The sequence below is a fragment of the Reyranella massiliensis 521 genome (assembly GCF_000312425.1).
Lineage (GTDB): Bacteria > Pseudomonadota > Alphaproteobacteria > Reyranellales > Reyranellaceae > Reyranella > Reyranella massiliensis.
The window spans coordinates 1,603,219-1,617,955 of record NZ_HE997181.1; the positions used below are offsets into that span (position 1 = coordinate 1,603,219).

The 14,737-nt window shown below is 61.9% G+C and carries 18 protein-coding genes; 12 read left to right on the forward strand and 6 right to left on the reverse strand.

The window, feature by feature from the left end; translation table 11 throughout:
• Positions 1-40 precede the first annotated feature (40 nt).
• Positions 41-1,297 (forward strand): HEPN/Toprim-associated domain-containing protein, encoded by a 1,257-nt coding sequence (locus tag BN60_RS28710; RefSeq protein WP_020695467.1) that lies wholly within the window; start codon positions 41-43, stop codon positions 1,295-1,297.
• Positions 1,298-1,314: 17 nt separating this feature from the next.
• Here BN60_RS28710 and BN60_RS07850 read toward each other — a convergent pair whose 3' ends face one another.
• Together BN60_RS07850 and BN60_RS07855 are read right to left on the reverse strand one after the other, a co-directional pair.
• A complete protein-coding gene (locus BN60_RS07850) occupies positions 1,315-1,890 on the reverse strand; it encodes a hypothetical protein (RefSeq protein WP_148283354.1) in 576 nt (191 codons plus the stop codon).
• A gap of 89 nt (positions 1,891-1,979) precedes the next feature.
• A complete protein-coding gene (locus BN60_RS07855; RefSeq protein WP_245539817.1) occupies positions 1,980-2,807 on the reverse strand; it encodes a hypothetical protein in 828 nt (275 codons plus the stop codon).
• Positions 2,808-3,384: 577 nt separating this feature from the next.
• Between BN60_RS07855 and BN60_RS30765 the strand changes: the two genes are divergently transcribed.
• The 3 genes from BN60_RS30765 to BN60_RS07870 all read left to right on the forward strand — a co-directional run bounded on the left by BN60_RS30765 (position 3,385) and on the right by BN60_RS07870 (position 5,793).
• On the forward strand, positions 3,385-3,558 hold the full coding sequence (locus tag BN60_RS30765; RefSeq protein WP_215905889.1) for a GFA family protein: 174 nt from the start codon (positions 3,385-3,387) through the stop codon (positions 3,556-3,558).
• Positions 3,559-3,724: 166 nt separating this feature from the next.
• Positions 3,725-5,353 (forward strand): ABC-F family ATP-binding cassette domain-containing protein, encoded by a 1,629-nt coding sequence (locus tag BN60_RS07865; RefSeq protein ID WP_020695471.1) that lies wholly within the window; start codon positions 3,725-3,727, stop codon positions 5,351-5,353.
• A gap of 68 nt (positions 5,354-5,421) precedes the next feature.
• Entirely contained in the window at positions 5,422-5,793 is a 372-nt protein-coding gene (locus BN60_RS07870) for a hypothetical protein (RefSeq protein WP_020695472.1), read from the forward strand.
• Between the two features lie 13 nt (positions 5,794-5,806).
• Here BN60_RS07870 and BN60_RS28720 read toward each other — a convergent pair whose 3' ends face one another.
• On the reverse strand, positions 5,807-6,490 hold the full coding sequence (locus BN60_RS28720; RefSeq protein WP_020695473.1) for a helix-turn-helix transcriptional regulator: 684 nt from the start codon (positions 6,488-6,490) through the stop codon (positions 5,807-5,809).
• Positions 6,491-6,585: 95 nt separating this feature from the next.
• A complete protein-coding gene (locus BN60_RS07880; RefSeq protein ID WP_020695474.1) occupies positions 6,586-7,017 on the reverse strand; it encodes a nuclear transport factor 2 family protein in 432 nt (143 codons plus the stop codon).
• 137 nt (positions 7,018-7,154) lie between these two features.
• Here BN60_RS07880 and BN60_RS07885 point away from each other — a divergent pair, with 137 nt between their 5' ends.
• The 3 genes from BN60_RS07885 to BN60_RS07895 all read left to right on the forward strand — a co-directional run bounded on the left by BN60_RS07885 (position 7,155) and on the right by BN60_RS07895 (position 9,493).
• The gene (locus BN60_RS07885; protein ID WP_020695475.1) at positions 7,155-7,589 is read left to right on the forward strand and encodes an ester cyclase; all 435 of its coding nucleotides are present in this window, start codon (positions 7,155-7,157) and stop codon (positions 7,587-7,589) included.
• A gap of 181 nt (positions 7,590-7,770) precedes the next feature.
• Positions 7,771-8,844, forward strand: coding sequence for a hypothetical protein (locus BN60_RS07890; RefSeq protein ID WP_020695476.1), 1,074 nt, complete (start codon positions 7,771-7,773; stop codon positions 8,842-8,844).
• A 43-nt stretch (positions 8,845-8,887) separates the two neighbouring features.
• The gene (locus tag BN60_RS07895) at positions 8,888-9,493 is read left to right on the forward strand and encodes a YdeI/OmpD-associated family protein (protein ID WP_020695477.1); all 606 of its coding nucleotides are present in this window, start codon (positions 8,888-8,890) and stop codon (positions 9,491-9,493) included.
• 63 nt (positions 9,494-9,556) lie between these two features.
• Here the strand turns inward: BN60_RS07895 and BN60_RS07900 are convergent, their stop codons facing one another.
• Positions 9,557-10,267: a carbonic anhydrase gene (locus tag BN60_RS07900; protein WP_020695478.1), complete on the reverse strand. Its 711-nt coding sequence runs from the start codon at positions 10,265-10,267 to the stop codon at positions 9,557-9,559.
• Between the two features lie 113 nt (positions 10,268-10,380).
• Here BN60_RS07900 and BN60_RS07905 point away from each other — a divergent pair, with 113 nt between their 5' ends.
• Positions 10,381-11,292 (forward strand): hypothetical protein, encoded by a 912-nt coding sequence (locus tag BN60_RS07905; RefSeq protein WP_202949793.1) that lies wholly within the window; start codon positions 10,381-10,383, stop codon positions 11,290-11,292.
• On the opposite strand, the gene BN60_RS28725 is transcribed toward BN60_RS07905, so the two are convergent.
• Positions 11,289-12,227, reverse strand: a complete 939-nt coding sequence (locus tag BN60_RS28725; RefSeq protein ID WP_020695480.1) for a LysR family transcriptional regulator — start codon at positions 12,225-12,227, stop codon at positions 11,289-11,291. The genes BN60_RS07905 and BN60_RS28725 overlap by 4 nt on opposite strands.
• Before the next feature lie 119 nt (positions 12,228-12,346).
• Between BN60_RS28725 and BN60_RS07915 the strand changes: the two genes are divergently transcribed.
• The 4 genes from BN60_RS07915 (at position 12,347) to BN60_RS07930 (ending at position 14,733) form a co-directional block, all read left to right on the forward strand.
• Positions 12,347-13,333: a Bug family tripartite tricarboxylate transporter substrate binding protein gene (locus tag BN60_RS07915; RefSeq protein ID WP_020695481.1), complete on the forward strand. Its 987-nt coding sequence runs from the start codon at positions 12,347-12,349 to the stop codon at positions 13,331-13,333.
• 85 nt (positions 13,334-13,418) lie between these two features.
• Positions 13,419-13,790, forward strand: a complete 372-nt coding sequence (locus BN60_RS07920) for an ArsR/SmtB family transcription factor (protein WP_020695482.1) — start codon at positions 13,419-13,421, stop codon at positions 13,788-13,790.
• Complete coding sequence (locus tag BN60_RS07925; RefSeq protein WP_020695483.1) at positions 13,759-14,265, forward strand: SRPBCC family protein; 507 nt, start codon at positions 13,759-13,761, stop codon at positions 14,263-14,265. The genes BN60_RS07920 and BN60_RS07925 overlap by 32 nt, the downstream gene beginning before the upstream one ends.
• Positions 14,266-14,343: 78 nt before the next feature.
• A complete protein-coding gene (locus BN60_RS07930; protein WP_020695484.1) occupies positions 14,344-14,733 on the forward strand; it encodes a hypothetical protein in 390 nt (129 codons plus the stop codon).
• The last annotated feature ends 4 nt before the right edge of the window (positions 14,734-14,737 follow it).

Below are 14,737 nucleotides of genomic sequence, written 5' to 3' on the forward strand. Positions count from 1 at the left end.
CGTGAGTCCGACGGTTTGGAATTCCCAAGTGTAAGTTGCCATGGGCTCCATGATTCACTTGGCCGTTGGCCGGCTGGAGATCGATTGGGGTAAGAACGAAGGATTTCGTGATCACTCTGCATTGTTTCAGGCCGAGGATGATGTCACGCAGGTGCCCTACTACTATGCCGGTGAAGCCGACGGCACGGACTTCGAGGGCGATCCGAAATGGAAGCCAATCATCGAGCTGAAAGAAGGTCTCTCGAAACCGCTTTCATTGGTTATCGATCGATTGAATCTGCTTGGTCACACTAGTCAGCAATGTGAGCGAGAATTTGACTTCTTGGCTGCCTTGAACGGTTTTGATCGAACTCTTTTCCGTTTTCAGCAACTGCAGAGTGCACTGGCCGAGGTAGACGTCAACGTGCTTTCAGTCAACTACGGTGAAGGCGGCGAGGACTTTGGAAAATTTTTCCGTCGCGAGATCGCTCCTCGCATTGGTCTTCATGATCATCTCGAATCAGACCGCTACGAAATGCACTCAGTTTCCGAAGCGATGGAAAACTTAAGCGCCTACACAATTCTGCAACTGTTGTCGCGCAATGACCTGACCAAAGACTTGCCGGTGCAATGGGCCTTTAGCGACATCGATACTGGAGGATACGCTAAGCGTAGTGACTTCGTGCGCCGGCTCGATCCCGCGAATCGCTTTCTCATCGTAACCGAAGGCAGCTCAGACGCCGCTATTCTACGTCAGGCTTTAAATATACTGCGGCCACACATCGCGGATTTTTTCGACTTCGTTGATATGGAAGAGGGTTATCCGTTTTCTGGAACGGGAAACCTATTTCGCTTTGTACAAGGCCTCATCAGCATTTCGGTGCAAAACAAAGTTCTCGTAGTTTTCGACAACGATGCAGAAGGAATCGCGAACTACAAGAGATGCAGAGAGCTAAATGTCCCCTCGAACATGTCGATACTCAAACTGCCAGATCTTCCATCGTTCTCAACGTTCGAAACGATTGGGCCAGCTGGTGTGCACAAGGCAAACATAAATGGAAGGGGCGCGGCCATTGAATGCTATCTTGACTTAGATGCGAATGCGCGAGTGCGATGGACCGGCTACAACGCTAAAACTGAAACTTATCATGGCGAGTTGGAGCGCAAGACGCGCTACATGAAAGAATTTTTGGAACAGAGAATTCGCGCGTCCGCTTACAACTACGCGGGTTTAGAGGCGATATTGGAGACGATTACAAATAGCGCCACATGCATGCGCGAAATGGAGGTCGCAAAGAATTGGGAGAGCGGTGATTGATCCGGCGAGCGCGGGGACTAGCCAGCGGGCGAGAAAGCAATGCGATCAAGCACGATTTCAAGAAAGTTAGAAGTATTAAGCGTTGCCTCCCAATGCTTCCCGTAAGAGGTTCCAGTCAGTTCTATTTCATCTGTTAAGTACCAAGCACGCTGCTCGACGCCGTCGTTGTCCTCCCGAACAGAATGGTCGTACACCGGCCGAAAATCCTCGGCGTGGATGATCTTGTTGCATGCCTCCCTCAGCCTTAGGTCTCCTCCGTCTAGTGTGCCGATGTAGTTCTCTCCTTGTGTTGCGGCGGAGTGCTTTGCGTATGGTTCGGAATGTTCTCCAATCGAGAGAACATCATCGAACGTGCGAACGAACACCGCGAGCTGTAGCAAGAGCTGAGATAGACGTGATTCTGCAAGCAGGTGATGAAGTTTGAAGTTAGATGACGTGCGGATATCGCCATCTCCGCTTTCAGACATTTCAAATTCACTCGCAAGCTCGCGACTAGCAGAGAGGATGTTGAAGATGTCAAAGCACATGGTCTGCGCAAGGCTTCGATCCAGGTAGTGCGGTTTGATACTCGTTCGATGATATGGGTTTTCCACGCGAGAAACGTCCTTCGGCCAAGTTTAATCCAGCAAGACATAGAAACGACTGGACGCGATCTTCAATCGAATCTGTGCGCGACGCGAGTTTAGTCCAGAGCCAAAAGAGTATTGAGTTGAGCATACGGAGGAACGTGCCCCACGCCACTCGCTTGCTGCAATCGGCTGACGCTATCTCCGACTGTCTCGACGTCGGCCTCAAAAAGATGAGGCATAACATCCACGAGCTTGGGCAATTCAAATATTCGGTGCTTTGAGAGGTGGTTCAGTGCGAGTTGACGGGCGGACCCGCGTGCCCATGCAACCGTTGCGGCGGCCTCAGCGAAGAAAAACTCATCGATGATGCCGTTGATCCAGAGCCAGGGAGTCAATCGTTCGACTACACCTTCTGCGATCCGCCACATGGGAAGATAGTCCCGAGCGAAGATGACTTCTGAACCGTCCTTCAGTGTCCAATACCCATAGGGTAGCCAAAGTCGTGATGGAACGAAGTCAGCCAATGCTGTGCGCGGCGTAACAACCTCGAAGTCGGCGCGTATGCCTAATCCTGTGTCAAAGAGAACATGGGTGGGGCGTCCAGCTTGCTTAAGATAGGCAGGCGTGTTTGCGCCATGTGCCCTGTCTCTAACCACTGTCCCAGGCTTTCCACGTTTGGGCGGTCCGAATAGACGTTGACGCCAGATAGCGGATCGGATGGACAGTTGATCATCCATCGACCATGGCGAATTTCGAACTAGACGCGATTTGGAAATCACGTACTGCACATCGGCATCGGGCAGGCCGAGTGCATCGGATATCCCGAGTACAAAGTGCAATGCATCCTCATTTGGCATGTGCCGGGGAACAGGTGCTGCCGATACCCGGGTGCTAACTTCGAGTTCGTGCCAATTGCGATAGCCAAGCTTACGCGCCAGCACCTCTTGGGCTGCTGACAACCTTACATGGGGGGAGAAGCGAGCGAGCTGTTTGGCAGCTTGCTTGGGACACGCAATGTCAGAGTATGGGATTCGCATCGAACCACTCCGGCGGTGCTTGCATAGGCGTGTCCACTAGGCCCGCACACCTTGAAGGGGTTCGGACGGATTGATTATGAACTTCCTGCCCTCGAGCTTCGCCTTTGTGGACGGCATGGCCGGATCAGCCGAGTACAAGGTTACGCGATTCAACCATGATCGCAAGTCGCGAAGCTCGGGCCTGTTGATATCGAGAGACGGTCGAGTGGGAACGACCAACCATGGCGGTCATCCGGCGAAGGACAGGTAATCTTCGCCCAATTGCAAGGATCTCTCTTGAAACAAAAAGCATGGCCGCCGGCCGCTGCCGGTGCGGGAAGGCCCAGATCGAAATCGGCGTTCCCGCTCGCTACTCTTGGCACGATCACTCCCGCAAAAGCCGATACGTGCATGGCGCAGCCCACGCGACTTATGTCGGGAGCTGGCGTAGCCGATTTTGCGTCGCCAAAGCGCGAATGCGATCACACGGTTCGAGGACGAAGTGGGCGATGTGCTCGGCTTCTGCGCCAACTGCGGCACGCCCGTCTGCTACGAGCGGGAGCGCTCGCCGGAGATGATCAACGTACCGCGCGCGCTGTTCGAGAGCGGCACAGGTCGCGACCCGCTCGCCACGTCTTCCTCGATGACTCGCCTGAGTGCCCTACCGCAGCGATAAGCTGAAGCCGCCGAAAGCCTACCCCGGCGCGCTGTGGGCCGGTCCGAAGCGCCGCCGGCGGTCGGAGCACGAGGTGTTTTGGGGCCCTGGGGCGGGGACAATCAGCCGCAATACCGTGAACTGGTGGTGGCTTGCGTTGCCATCCATTTCCCGCCAGCAACGCCCCATGATTCGCCTCGACAATATCAGCAAGCAGAACGGCCATCAGATCCTGTTCATCGACGCGTCGATGGGCCTCCAGAAGGGCGAGAAGGCGGGGCTGGTCGGGCCCAATGGTGCCGGCAAGACGACGCTTTTCCGGATGATCGCCGGTCAGGAACAGCCCGACGACGGCCAGGTGACGATCGATCCCGGCATGACCATCGGCTATTTCAGCCAGGACGTCGGCGAGATGTCGGGCAAGAGCGCTGTCGCGGCGGTGATGGATGGCGTCGGGCCGGTGAGCGAGCTGGCCGTCGAGATCGCCCGGCTCGAGGCGGCGATGGCCGATCCCGAACAGGCCGACGACATGGACGCACTGGTCGAGCGCTATGGCGAAGTGCAGGGGCGCTTCGAGGAGCTGGACGGCTATGCGCTCGATGCGCGGGCGCGCGAGGTGCTGGCGGGGCTTTCGTTCAGCCAGGAGCGCATGGACGGCGATGTTGGGCTCTTGTCCGGCGGCTGGAAGATGCGCGTGGCGCTCGCCCGCATCCTGCTGATGCGGCCCGACGTCATGCTGCTCGACGAGCCGAGCAACCATCTCGATCTCGAAAGCCTGATCTGGCTGGAGGACTTTCTCAAGAAGTACGAAGGCGCGTTGCTGATGACCTCGCACGACCGCGAGTTCATGAACCGCATCGTCGGCAAGGTCGTGGAGATCGACGGCGGCTCGCTCACCACCTATTCGGGCAACTTCGATTTCTACGAGCAGCAGCGCGAGATCGGCGAGCGGCAGCGCCAGGCGCAGTTCGAGCGCCAGCAGGCGATGCTCGCCAAGGAGATGAAGTTCATCGAGCGCTTCAAGGCGCGGGCGTCGCACGCCGCCCAGGTCCAGAGCCGGGTCAAGAAGCTGGACAAGATCGAGAAGGTGGAGCCGCCGCGGCGTCGCCAGTCCGTGCGGTTCGAGTTCCGCGCGCCGCCGCGCTCGGGCGACGACGTCGTGAGCTTCAAGAGCGTTCACAAGGGCTATGGCAGCCAGCCGATCTACGAGGGGCTCGACTTCCGGCTGCGCCGCCTGGAACGCTGGTGCGTGCTCGGCGCCAACGGCGCGGGCAAGTCGACCCTGCTGAAGCTGGTTGCGGGCGCGACCGAGCCCGATCAGGGCACCGTGAACGTCGGCAGCAGCGTCAAGATGGGATACTTCGCCCAGCACTCCATGGACCTGCTGGACGGCGACGACACGATCTTCGAGTCGCTGGACGGGTCGTTCCCGCAGGCCGGCACGGGCGCGCTGAAGTCGCTGGCCGGTTGCTTCGGCTTCTCCGGCGACGATGTCGAGAAGCCGTGCCGCGTGCTGTCCGGCGGCGAGAAGGCGCGTCTGGTCATGGCCAAGATGCTGTTCGACCCGCCGAACTTCCTGGTCCTCGACGAGCCGACCAACCATCTCGACATGGCCACCAAGGAGATGCTGGTCGCGGCCCTGGCGGAGTTCGAGGGCACGATGCTGTTCGTCAGCCACGATCGCCACTTCCTGGCCGCACTTTCGAACCGGGTCCTGGAGCTGACGCCCGAGGGCGTTCACCAGTATGGCGGCGGCTACACGGAATACGTGGCGCGGACGGGCAAGGAGGCGCCGGGTCTCCACCCGGGGTCGTAGAAGGGGTCGGGTGCGCTCCATGCACCCCGGCTGTTGAGAGAGCTCGGCCGCGGGCGCATACTTTGCCCATGATCTACAGAACGTTGCTCGGCCTCGCCGCCTCAAGCGTATTGGCCGGTTGCCAGTCACCGGGCGAACTCGCCCAGAAGGCGCCCGCCTGGAACGCCGTCTATCAGGCGCCCTACGAGAGGATGGCGAACTGCATCGCCGACCTCGAACGAGGTCCCATGACGACCGCGACGCCCTCGACCTATTCGCAGGAGCGCCGGGCGAGGGTGGTCGTCACGTCCCCGACAGGCTCCGCGCTCGGCGAGTACAATATCCGTCAGATCTCCGCGCGAGACAGCGAAGTTACTTATCGAAGCATCTACGGCGGGCCCGGCAGCGGCGCGGGAAGCGGCGCGCTCGAGAAGGCCAACCGTTGCGGCAATCCCGCCTAAGGCGTCGCCCGCTCTACAGTGAAAGCCCGGCGATGGCCGCGCTCGGCGTCAGGCCGAAGTAACGGCTGAAAACGCGGGACAGGTGGGCGGTATCGGCAAAGCCCGCATCCAGGGCAGCCGTCCGGACCAGCGCGCCATCGGCCATTAGCTGTGCGGCAAACTGCAAAGCCGACCACGACTTGAACTGGCGAAAGCTCTGTCCGGTCGCGGCCTTGAAGCAACGCAAAGCCTGCGTGCGCTCCAGGTGCAGGCGGCGCGCCAGCTCACCCTGATGCATGCGCTGCATCGGATCGGCATAGATCGCCCGAACGACTTCCGCGACCGGATCCCGCGGGGCGGCCGGCGACACCGTCAGTTTGGCTCGAAGTTCGTTCGTGGCGTCCTCGGCGCCGCGGAGCGCCTCCCAGGCCCGTTGCGCCAGCACGCCACTCAGTGCCTGCGCCAGAGGCACCTGGAAGGGAAACGGCAAGCCGTTGAGATAGAGAACGTCGGCGCCGCGCTCGGGCAGGGCAACCGCATGCACGATGCCCGGCCTGACGAGCAGGATGTCACCCTCCACGCGTAGTCCCTTGTGCTCCAGCCGCAGCGGCCCCGTCCGCCCGCCCAGCACGCAGGTGACGGCGTTCGCGTGCGCCCGGAGCCGTCTGCTGCCGACCGGCAGGAGCGCATTGCGGAAAGGAGACAGCGGGTCGGGCATCGCCCCGACTATTTCCGGCCGATGCGTCCGGCGCAAGAGGGGCCGCCACGGCGGCGTTTGCCGAGGGCGGCCCCCCTTGTGGCTACCTTGCGTGGCTACCTTGCGATGCCGGCCCTCGCAAAGGCTTCCTGATACTGTCGGCCATTCACGAACACATCCTTGCGCACGACCTGGCCGGCTGCATTGACGGTGACCACGTCGAGCATCTCCACTCGTGCGGTGAAGGGCGTGCCGCCGGGTTCCGTGAGTGTCGAAACCATTGTCCATTCGAGGACCCAGTGATCGGCGCCGTACAGCAGGCGGCTCATCTCCAGCGTAAAGTCGAACGCAGCGAACAGTCCGATGCAATGCTGGCGCAGCGCCTCCCGGCCCTTGACCGGCTCCGATCCGTTATGGATCCAGAAGATCGTGTCTTCCGAATGAAGGGACGCAATCAGGTCGGGATTCCGTGTTTCCCAGCTCGCGTGATAGCGCTGAAACAGCGCTTCGAGCGTCGGCGGCGCTTCGATCTGTCTGACGTCGGGCATCTGCTCTCTCCTTTGTGGGCAGACAAACCCTATCCACATGCCGCGGCACCGCGTTGAACAAACGTGCATTACGGCTCGCGGGTCAACCCAAGGTAAGGTGGCGGAGAACACGCGACTGCAACGACACGGGGCCGGCCATGGATCAGCAGCAAGCTCATTCCTTCGCGCAGAGAAACAAGCAGAACTATCTCCAGGCCAAGGACGCCTACAACGCGCGCGATCTCGATGCCTGCATTGCCTATTACGCGCCCGACCATCAGATCATGTCGAAGCCGACACCACGCGGCAGAGAGCATATCCGCAGATTCTTCGAGGAGTCCTTTGCGACCTGGCCGGATATTCGGATCGCGGTCGAGAATGCACTGGCCGAAGATGATTGGGTCATGGGGCGGAGCATCACGACCGCGACGCACTCCAGTACGGTGATGGGCGTTCCCGCAACCCACAAGACCATCGAGACGACCTTCTGGGACCTTCATCGCTTCAACCGCGAGGGCCTGATCATCCAGACCTGGAACCTGATGGATGGCCTGTCGATGATGAGCCAGCTTGGCCTCATGCCGTCGCGTTGAAGGCCGAAGAGGGGTCGCTCCCCCCGCACCGCTATTCTTGTCGCCACAAATTGATCACAGCCACTCGTCGAGCGACGATTCGTCGAGTGGTCTGTCCATGCCTGTTGATTAAGAATCCGCAACGCACGACGGCAAAGCGCTACATTGCGCTCTCGACCACTACGCGCATAGGCAGAGCACGATGACGAGCACCGTCCCTGAGATGCGCTCCAACAAGCTGGTGAGCATGGATATCGATCAGCTGCGAGGATGGGCGGCGTTCATGGACAAGGCCATGATCGCCAGCCTCATTGCCACCATCCTGGCCGTTGCGGCGCTTGGCATCACGACATGGCAGTCGTTCAAGTACGGCGCGGCCGTACGTGCCCATGAGCAGGCGGCCGTCGATCGATACAAGGGTATCGAAAGCCAGTCCGGCCAGCTCGCGCAGGATGCTGCGGCGGCTCGCGATCGGGCAGCGGCGCTCGAGCAGGAGGTTTCCTCGGCGCGAGGGCGGACGGCGGCCCTCGAACAGGAGATGTCCGCAGCGCGGGAGCGGGCCGCGGCGCTGGAGCAGCAGGCCTCCGCGGCGCGCGAGCGCGCGGTGGCGTTCGAGCAGGCGGCCCGCGACGCCAACGAACGGGCAGCCCGGGCGGCCCGCGAAAGCGCTGCGGCCAGCGAGAAGGCGGCGGCCGAGAAGGCGGCCCGCGAGAAGGCAGGAGCGCCGTCGCTCGACGCCGCTGCGATCCAGCAGCGAGTTGCCGATCTGGCGAAGCTCGTCAGGGAGGCGACCGCGCGCGCGACGGATCAGCCGCAGGGCGCGGCCGAGACGCCGCGGCCGGCCCAGGGAGAGACTACTCCCGAAGGCACTGCAGCAAGTCGCGAAGAGCAGCCGTCGCCGATTGTCGCGAGTCTTCGGAAATTCGCCGGTACCAACGCCGCCATATTCGTCCTCGATCAGGTATCCGACGCGCCGGCCGTCGGCTCGACGATCTCAGCCTATCTCGGCGATGCCGGATGGGCACCGCAGACCTGGACATGGACGGGCGTGGCGGGACTCTTCGGCGTGACCGTGCTCCTCAAGGAAGGCAGCGACGCTGCAACGAACGAGGCTGCGTCCGCGCTCGTGGAGGCGCTGCGTACGGCCGGCTTCAATGCCACGAAGGGCGACTGGCCGGCAGGCTGGCATCGCTTCCGGGGCACGCTCAATGGTCCGCAAACGCCTGCCGCGACGGACGCCCCCATCCGGATCGTCATCGGGGCAAAGCCGCGTTGATGCCTGGCTAGACCGTCTGTTGGCTGCCCACGGAAATCGCTCCATGCAAGTCGATCCCAGCAAAGTTCACGCGTTCAAGGATGCGGAGAGTTTCTACAGATGGCTCGGCCGGAACCACGACAAACAAGTCGAGGTCTGGATCAAGATTCACAAGGTAGGGTCGGGACTGAAGTCGATCACGCCCAAGGAAGCCATCGACGTTGTGCTGTGCTGGGGCTGGATCGACGGCTTGCGCAAGAGCTTCGACGACAAGAGCTTCCTGCAGCGCTACTCACCGCGCGGGAAGAAAGGCACCTGGAGTCAGATCAACGTCGACAATGTCGCCCGGTTGATCGAGGGCGGCCAGATGACTGGGCATGGACTGCGCGAAGTCGAAGCGGCCAAGGCCGACGGACGATGGGCGCGGGCCTATAAGAGCGGCAAGGACATGAAGATCCCGGACGATCTCCAGGCCGCAATCGATGCCGACCCCAAGGCCAAGGCAATGCTGGCGACGCTCAGCGCGCAGAACCGCTTTGCGCTGGCCTTCCGCACCCACAACATGAAGACCGAAGCCGGACGGAAGAGAAAGATCGAGACTTTCGTCGCGATGCTCAAGCGCGGCGAGACGATCTACCCGCAGCGCCGCAAGCAGGCGTCGGAAGCGTAGCCGGCGCCTGCAGGCTCATGCGGCAGGGGAGCTGCTTTGCCCAGCCTGCGACGTGCAGGCAGCCTAGATGAGGGCAACCTTGCCGGTCGCGAGATCGTACATGCCACCCACGACCTTGACCTTACCGGCCGCGGCAGCCTCGGCGATGATCGGCTTGGCTTCCAGCAGACGTCGCACGTTGTAGCGCACGTTCTGCTTGATTGCCTCGTCGAGCGGATTCGCGGCGTTGGCCTTCTCGGCGAGATCGATTGCAGGCTTGATGGCCTTGACCAGATCGGGCAGATGGCCCGGAAGCTGGGTCTTCTCCTTCATCACATTGATGGTGGCGGCAATAGCGCCGCAGTTCGTGTGGCCGAGCACCATGATCAGCGGCATGCCGAGGACCTTGACGCCGAACTCCAGGCTGGCGAGTCCGTCGGTGTTCACGAAGTTGCCGGCGACGCGCACGACGAACAGCTCGCCGGGGCTCTGGTCGAAGGCGAGTTCGGGGGCAACGCGGGAGTCCGCGCAGCTCAGCAGGCCGGCAAAAGGATGCTGCGATTGCGCGCGCGCGGCACGACCGGCGGAGAAATCCTTGTTATCGGGAGCGTTGGCGACGTAGCGTGCATTGCCGTCCATCAGGCGCTTCAGCGCCTGGTCGGGCGTCATGGCGTTCGGCGCCGGCTTGGCCGTTTGCGCGAGTGCCGGGGCGGCAAGGCTTCCGGCGACAAGGCTGGCAGCACTGACCGCGAGCAGGCCACGACGGGGGAGCTGAACCGGATGATCGTTACACATGACGCGGGCCTCTTCGCGATTGTCGACAGGGCTTCCAAGGTGGAAGAGCCGCGAAAGGCTATCCGATGCCCGCTCGTCGCCAAGAGTCCAAACTTTGCAGGGATCGATCAATCGTGAGCGATCGACGCGAGGCCGTGGAAAGAATGGTCGCCGTCGATCGCGCGGCGCGGGGCCTGTCGGGCGATTTCCTCGAAGCCGGCGCACGTTTGCGCCAACGCAACAACTTTCGTCTTGCCCTGGCGCGCTATTGTCACGACATGGCGGGCGAAGCGCCGGTGGCGTGGCCGATCTTCAAGATGTTCGATCAGCTCCACCGCTACGTCGCCTCCTACATGTTGATCCACAACTACTATGCCTGGCTGCATGAGAAGGGGCCGCCACCGACGTTGACGGCCTTGCAGAAGGTGACGGGCACGAGCGAACGGCAGACCGCGGGTTTTGTTGCGGCCATGAAGGCAGGAGGTTTCGTCGTCGCCGAAACCGATCCCGCCGACCGGCGGGTGAAGTGGCTGAAGCCGGCGCCTGCCATGGTGGAGGAGATCGGCCGCTCCGTTCGGCTCTTCGTCCGGGCCGCGGACGAAATCGAGGACCGGCAGCCGGCCCTCTCAGACCTGCTCGGTGAACCCGATAGATTGGGTGAGCTGCTGCACCAGTCGGCGGCTTTCGTTCTTCAGAAGGGGACGTTGATTCACGACTTTCCGCGTGTGCTGCATTTTGCGGGGCGCGACTGTGGCTATTCGCTGTTGGCGGCTGTCATCGGGGCACATTATGCAGCTGCGGTTTCGGGGGCGCCGGATGCCCTGCCGCTTACCCTGCGCAGTTTGGCCCAACGCTTCCAGGTCTCGCGCGCTCATGTCGGCAACCTCCTCGAGGAAGCTGCGCAAAGCGGTTGGTTCAGCATCGGCGACGGAGGCCGGCTGATAGAGGTCAGCGACGGCCTGGTCGCTGAGTTCGAGCAATGGGCATGCTGGCAGATCGTACACTACGATAGCCTCATGGCATTGCTTGCCAGGAAAGCCAGCTAGTCGCGCGCGGAAAAGGCGACGAGGAAGCGGGCGAGCTTTCGAACGGCTTCGCCGGCGTCCGCCGTTGGCATGAGCATGCCGATCGGTTCGAAGGCCAGTTCCTGCGCAAGTGAAACCTCGAAAACCTGGCCGGCGTCGGCGAGTTGCGTCACGAAGCTCGCCGGAAGAACGCACAACAATTGCTCGCGCGTCAGCATCGACCAGAACAGCGCGGGCACGTTGGTGACGATGGAACTGGTACGGGGTGCGATGGTCTCGTCGGCAAACAGCCGATCGAAGGCCAGGCGTGCGGCCATCGGCACCGGAGCGATCAGCCACTTTGCCTTGCGCAGTTCCTCCATCCCGACCTTGCGGCGTTTCAGCAGCGGGTGACCCGGACCCGCCACCACCGCGAAACGATCCTCGAGCAAAGGGACGAAATGCCAGCCTTCGGGCGTCACGCTGGGCGCCCGGCAGAGGGCGATGTCCACCTCATCGCGTTCGATCAGGGCCGCCAATCGTACGGCGTCAGCTTCGCGCGCCTGTACCAGTATCTCGGGATGCCGGCGGCTGAACTGCGGCAGCGCCTTCACCAGAACGCCCGATATCCCGGCCGAGATTGCGGCAACGCGTACGGTTCCCGAGGCACGCCCGGTCATCGCCACCACTTGTTCGGCGCCGGTTTCCACCGTTGCCAGGATGCGGCGGGCCGGCGCCAGCAGTGCCGCGCCGATCGGAGTCGGGCGCATGCCCCTGGAATGGCGCAGGAACAGCTGGCATTCGAGCAGTGTCTCCAGATCAGCCAGCACATGCGTCACGGCCGGCTGCGTCAGCCCGATCGCCTCTGCGGTACGCTTGATGCTGCCGAGTTCGGCGATCTGGACAAGCACCTGCAGGTGGCGAATGCGCGCGCGGGCGATCAGGCGATTGCGCAGGGCAGAGGCGTTGGCGCTCACGATATTAGCGATGTTTATTGATGGCCTATCTATTCGATTAGTTACTTATTCCTTTTCGCCGATGATTTGAACCGCTGAAGGGACACACAACCAACCGTCCCCGGTGAAGAGGAAATGCCATGCCGGATCGCTTTCCACGGCTTTCGCGCCGCACTTTGCTTATTTCCGTGCCGGCCCTGGGCATGGCGCCGCTCGCGGCAATGGCGCAGTCCTATCCGGACAAGCCCATAACGCTCGTTGTGCCGTTTCCGCCGGGGGCGGTGACCGACCGGGCGGGCCGTGCGCTCGGGGCGGAACTCGGCAAACGGTTGGGTCAGCAGGTGATCGTCGACAATGTCGGAGGAGCTTCCGGCACCCTGGCCGGCCAGAAGGTGCTGCGTGCGCGCCCCGACGGCTACACGCTGCTGATCGGCACGGTCAACGATCTGGTCATGGCGCCGATCGTTCTCAAACAGGTGGGCTACTCAGCGAAGGATTTCACGCCGATTGCCAAGGTCTTCCAGGTTCCGACCATTCTGGTCGCCAACCCGGCGTTGCCCGCCGATACAGCCGATGAGTTCATCGACTACGCGAAGAAGCAGGGGCGGCCGGTGCCGCTCGGCGCCACGGGCCTCGCAACGCTGCAGACCGTCGGTGGTGTGATGTTCGCGGAGGCGGCGGGCTTCAAGTTCGACATCGTGCCCTACAAAGGAGGCGGGCCGCTCCTGACCGACCTGGTAGGCGGACAGGTTCAGGTCGCCACCATGGCGCTGGGCTCGGCGCTCAGTCTGATCCGTCAGGGCAAGCTCAAGTCGCTGGGCCTGATTTCGCTACGACGCGATCCCACGGCGCCCGACCTGCCGACGGTGAACGAAGGAAAACTGGTCAAAGGGATCGAAGCCGATCTCTGGGGTGGTCTCGCCGGACCGGCAAACCTGCCGCCGGCCGTGGTCGCGCGCCTCTCGGCCGCGCTACGCGACATTCTCGCGGACCCATCGTTCAAGGAGTCCGAGGCGCGCGCGGGCAACGTTCTGGCCGAGTATGCCGATCCGGCATCGTTCGGGACGTTCGTGGCACGGGAAGAGGGGCGGCTGCGCGCATTGGCGGCGAGGGTCCAGCTGGAATAGACGACCGATCCGGAGACGTCTCACTTGACGCGCTCGCGACTGCATAATATTGCTATTTGGCAATATAGCCAAAAGGCAATTAATAATGCTGCAATCCGGGCAACAACTTGATCTGGTCTTTGCTGCGCTCGCCGACCCGACACGGCGCGCGATCCTGGCGCGCCTCGCGGCCGGCGAGGCGACCGTCAACGAACTGGTCGAGCCATTCGATCTCAGCCAGCCGACCATCTCCAAGCATCTGAAGGTGTTGGAAGGGGCGGGATTGGTGTCACGCGGCCGCGAGGCACAGTTCAGGCCGGTGCGCCTGAACGCGGCGCCTCTCGAAACGGCCGCGCATTGGATCGGTGACTACCGCCGTTTCTGGGAAGAGAGCTTCGACCGGCTCGACGCCTATGCAAGTGAACTCCATCGAAAGGAAAAGAATCATGGCCGCAAGCGCAAACGCAGCAGCAAGTGAGTCGATCGCCGATCGTACCGTCGTCATCACTCGCGAACTCAATGCTCCGGTACGCATCGTGTTCGAGGCGATGAGCAAGCCCGAGCATGTCATCAAATGGTTCGGGCCGGTCGGCTGGCCGCTGACCAAATGCGACATGGACTTCCGCGTCGGTGGCAAGTTCAGCTTTGCGATGACGGGTCCCAATGGCGTGCAGAACACGCCGTTCGGCGGCACCTATCGCGAGATCGTGCCCAACCAGCGCATCGTCTACGACAACGGCTTCGAGATCGAAGGTGCGGGCAGGATGGTGCACACGATCACCCTTGAGGAGAAGCGGGATAAGACGTTGCTGACCTTCAGCACCCTTTTCGACACCGTGGCGATGCGCAACGAGCATGTCGGCATGGGTTTCGTTGTCGGTGTGAATTCCGGCTTCGATCAGCTCAACGATCTTGTCGATACGATGGCGCGCAGCGCCGGTCGCAAAGGTTGATTGTCGTCGATTGCCGCCTACATGGGAACGACCCGAGCGAGGTAATGGGGCCTCGCAGCCATGGCGGTAGTAATCAGCATGTTCGATCAGCTTCCCGGGGAACGCGGCTTCGACTTCGTTCCCGCGACGACGAGTCTCCTCTTCACCGTAGCGCCGGGGCTGGCGCTTGCCAGCATCGACGGTCTTCCTGCTCTGCCGTATGACACGGTCGACATGGCGATGAAGGCTGCATCCACCGTTTCGATGCCGGTCACGCAGGACATGGACGGCGTGTTGACGCTTCAGCGTACTCTCGGTGCGGCCCTGCAGGCTGCCGGGCTTGGCGCCCATCTCACGCTGCCCGCGATATTGCTCCGTGAAGGGCAGCAGCCGGGCACCTTGCCCATCCGCACGTTCGCTCTGGTCCAGCGCTTGCCCGAACATGATCGATATGTTCCGCTCGGGCAGTGGTCGCTCAACGATCGCTAGGAGT

Coding starts and splice junctions, on each gene's coding strand:
- BN60_RS28710 (WP_020695467.1), top strand. CDS start 41: ATGGGCTCCATGATTCACTTGGCCGTTGGCCGGCTGGAGATCGATTGG.
- BN60_RS07865 (WP_020695471.1), top strand. CDS start 3,725: ATGATTCGCCTCGACAATATCAGCAAGCAGAACGGCCATCAGATCCTG.
- BN60_RS07870 (WP_020695472.1), top strand. CDS start 5,422: ATGATCTACAGAACGTTGCTCGGCCTCGCCGCCTCAAGCGTATTGGCC.
- BN60_RS28720 (WP_020695473.1), bottom strand. CDS start 6,490: ATGCCCGACCCGCTGTCTCCTTTCCGCAATGCGCTCCTGCCGGTCGGC.
- BN60_RS07880 (WP_020695474.1), bottom strand. CDS start 7,017: ATGCCCGACGTCAGACAGATCGAAGCGCCGCCGACGCTCGAAGCGCTG.
- BN60_RS07885 (WP_020695475.1), top strand. CDS start 7,155: ATGGATCAGCAGCAAGCTCATTCCTTCGCGCAGAGAAACAAGCAGAAC.
- BN60_RS07890 (WP_020695476.1), top strand. CDS start 7,771: ATGACGAGCACCGTCCCTGAGATGCGCTCCAACAAGCTGGTGAGCATG.
- BN60_RS07895 (WP_020695477.1), top strand. CDS start 8,888: ATGCAAGTCGATCCCAGCAAAGTTCACGCGTTCAAGGATGCGGAGAGT.
- BN60_RS07900 (WP_020695478.1), bottom strand. CDS start 10,267: ATGTGTAACGATCATCCGGTTCAGCTCCCCCGTCGTGGCCTGCTCGCG.
- BN60_RS07915 (WP_020695481.1), top strand. CDS start 12,347: ATGCCGGATCGCTTTCCACGGCTTTCGCGCCGCACTTTGCTTATTTCC.
- BN60_RS07920 (WP_020695482.1), top strand. CDS start 13,419: ATGCTGCAATCCGGGCAACAACTTGATCTGGTCTTTGCTGCGCTCGCC.
- BN60_RS07925 (WP_020695483.1), top strand. CDS start 13,759: ATGGCCGCAAGCGCAAACGCAGCAGCAAGTGAGTCGATCGCCGATCGT.
- BN60_RS07930 (WP_020695484.1), top strand. CDS start 14,344: ATGTTCGATCAGCTTCCCGGGGAACGCGGCTTCGACTTCGTTCCCGCG.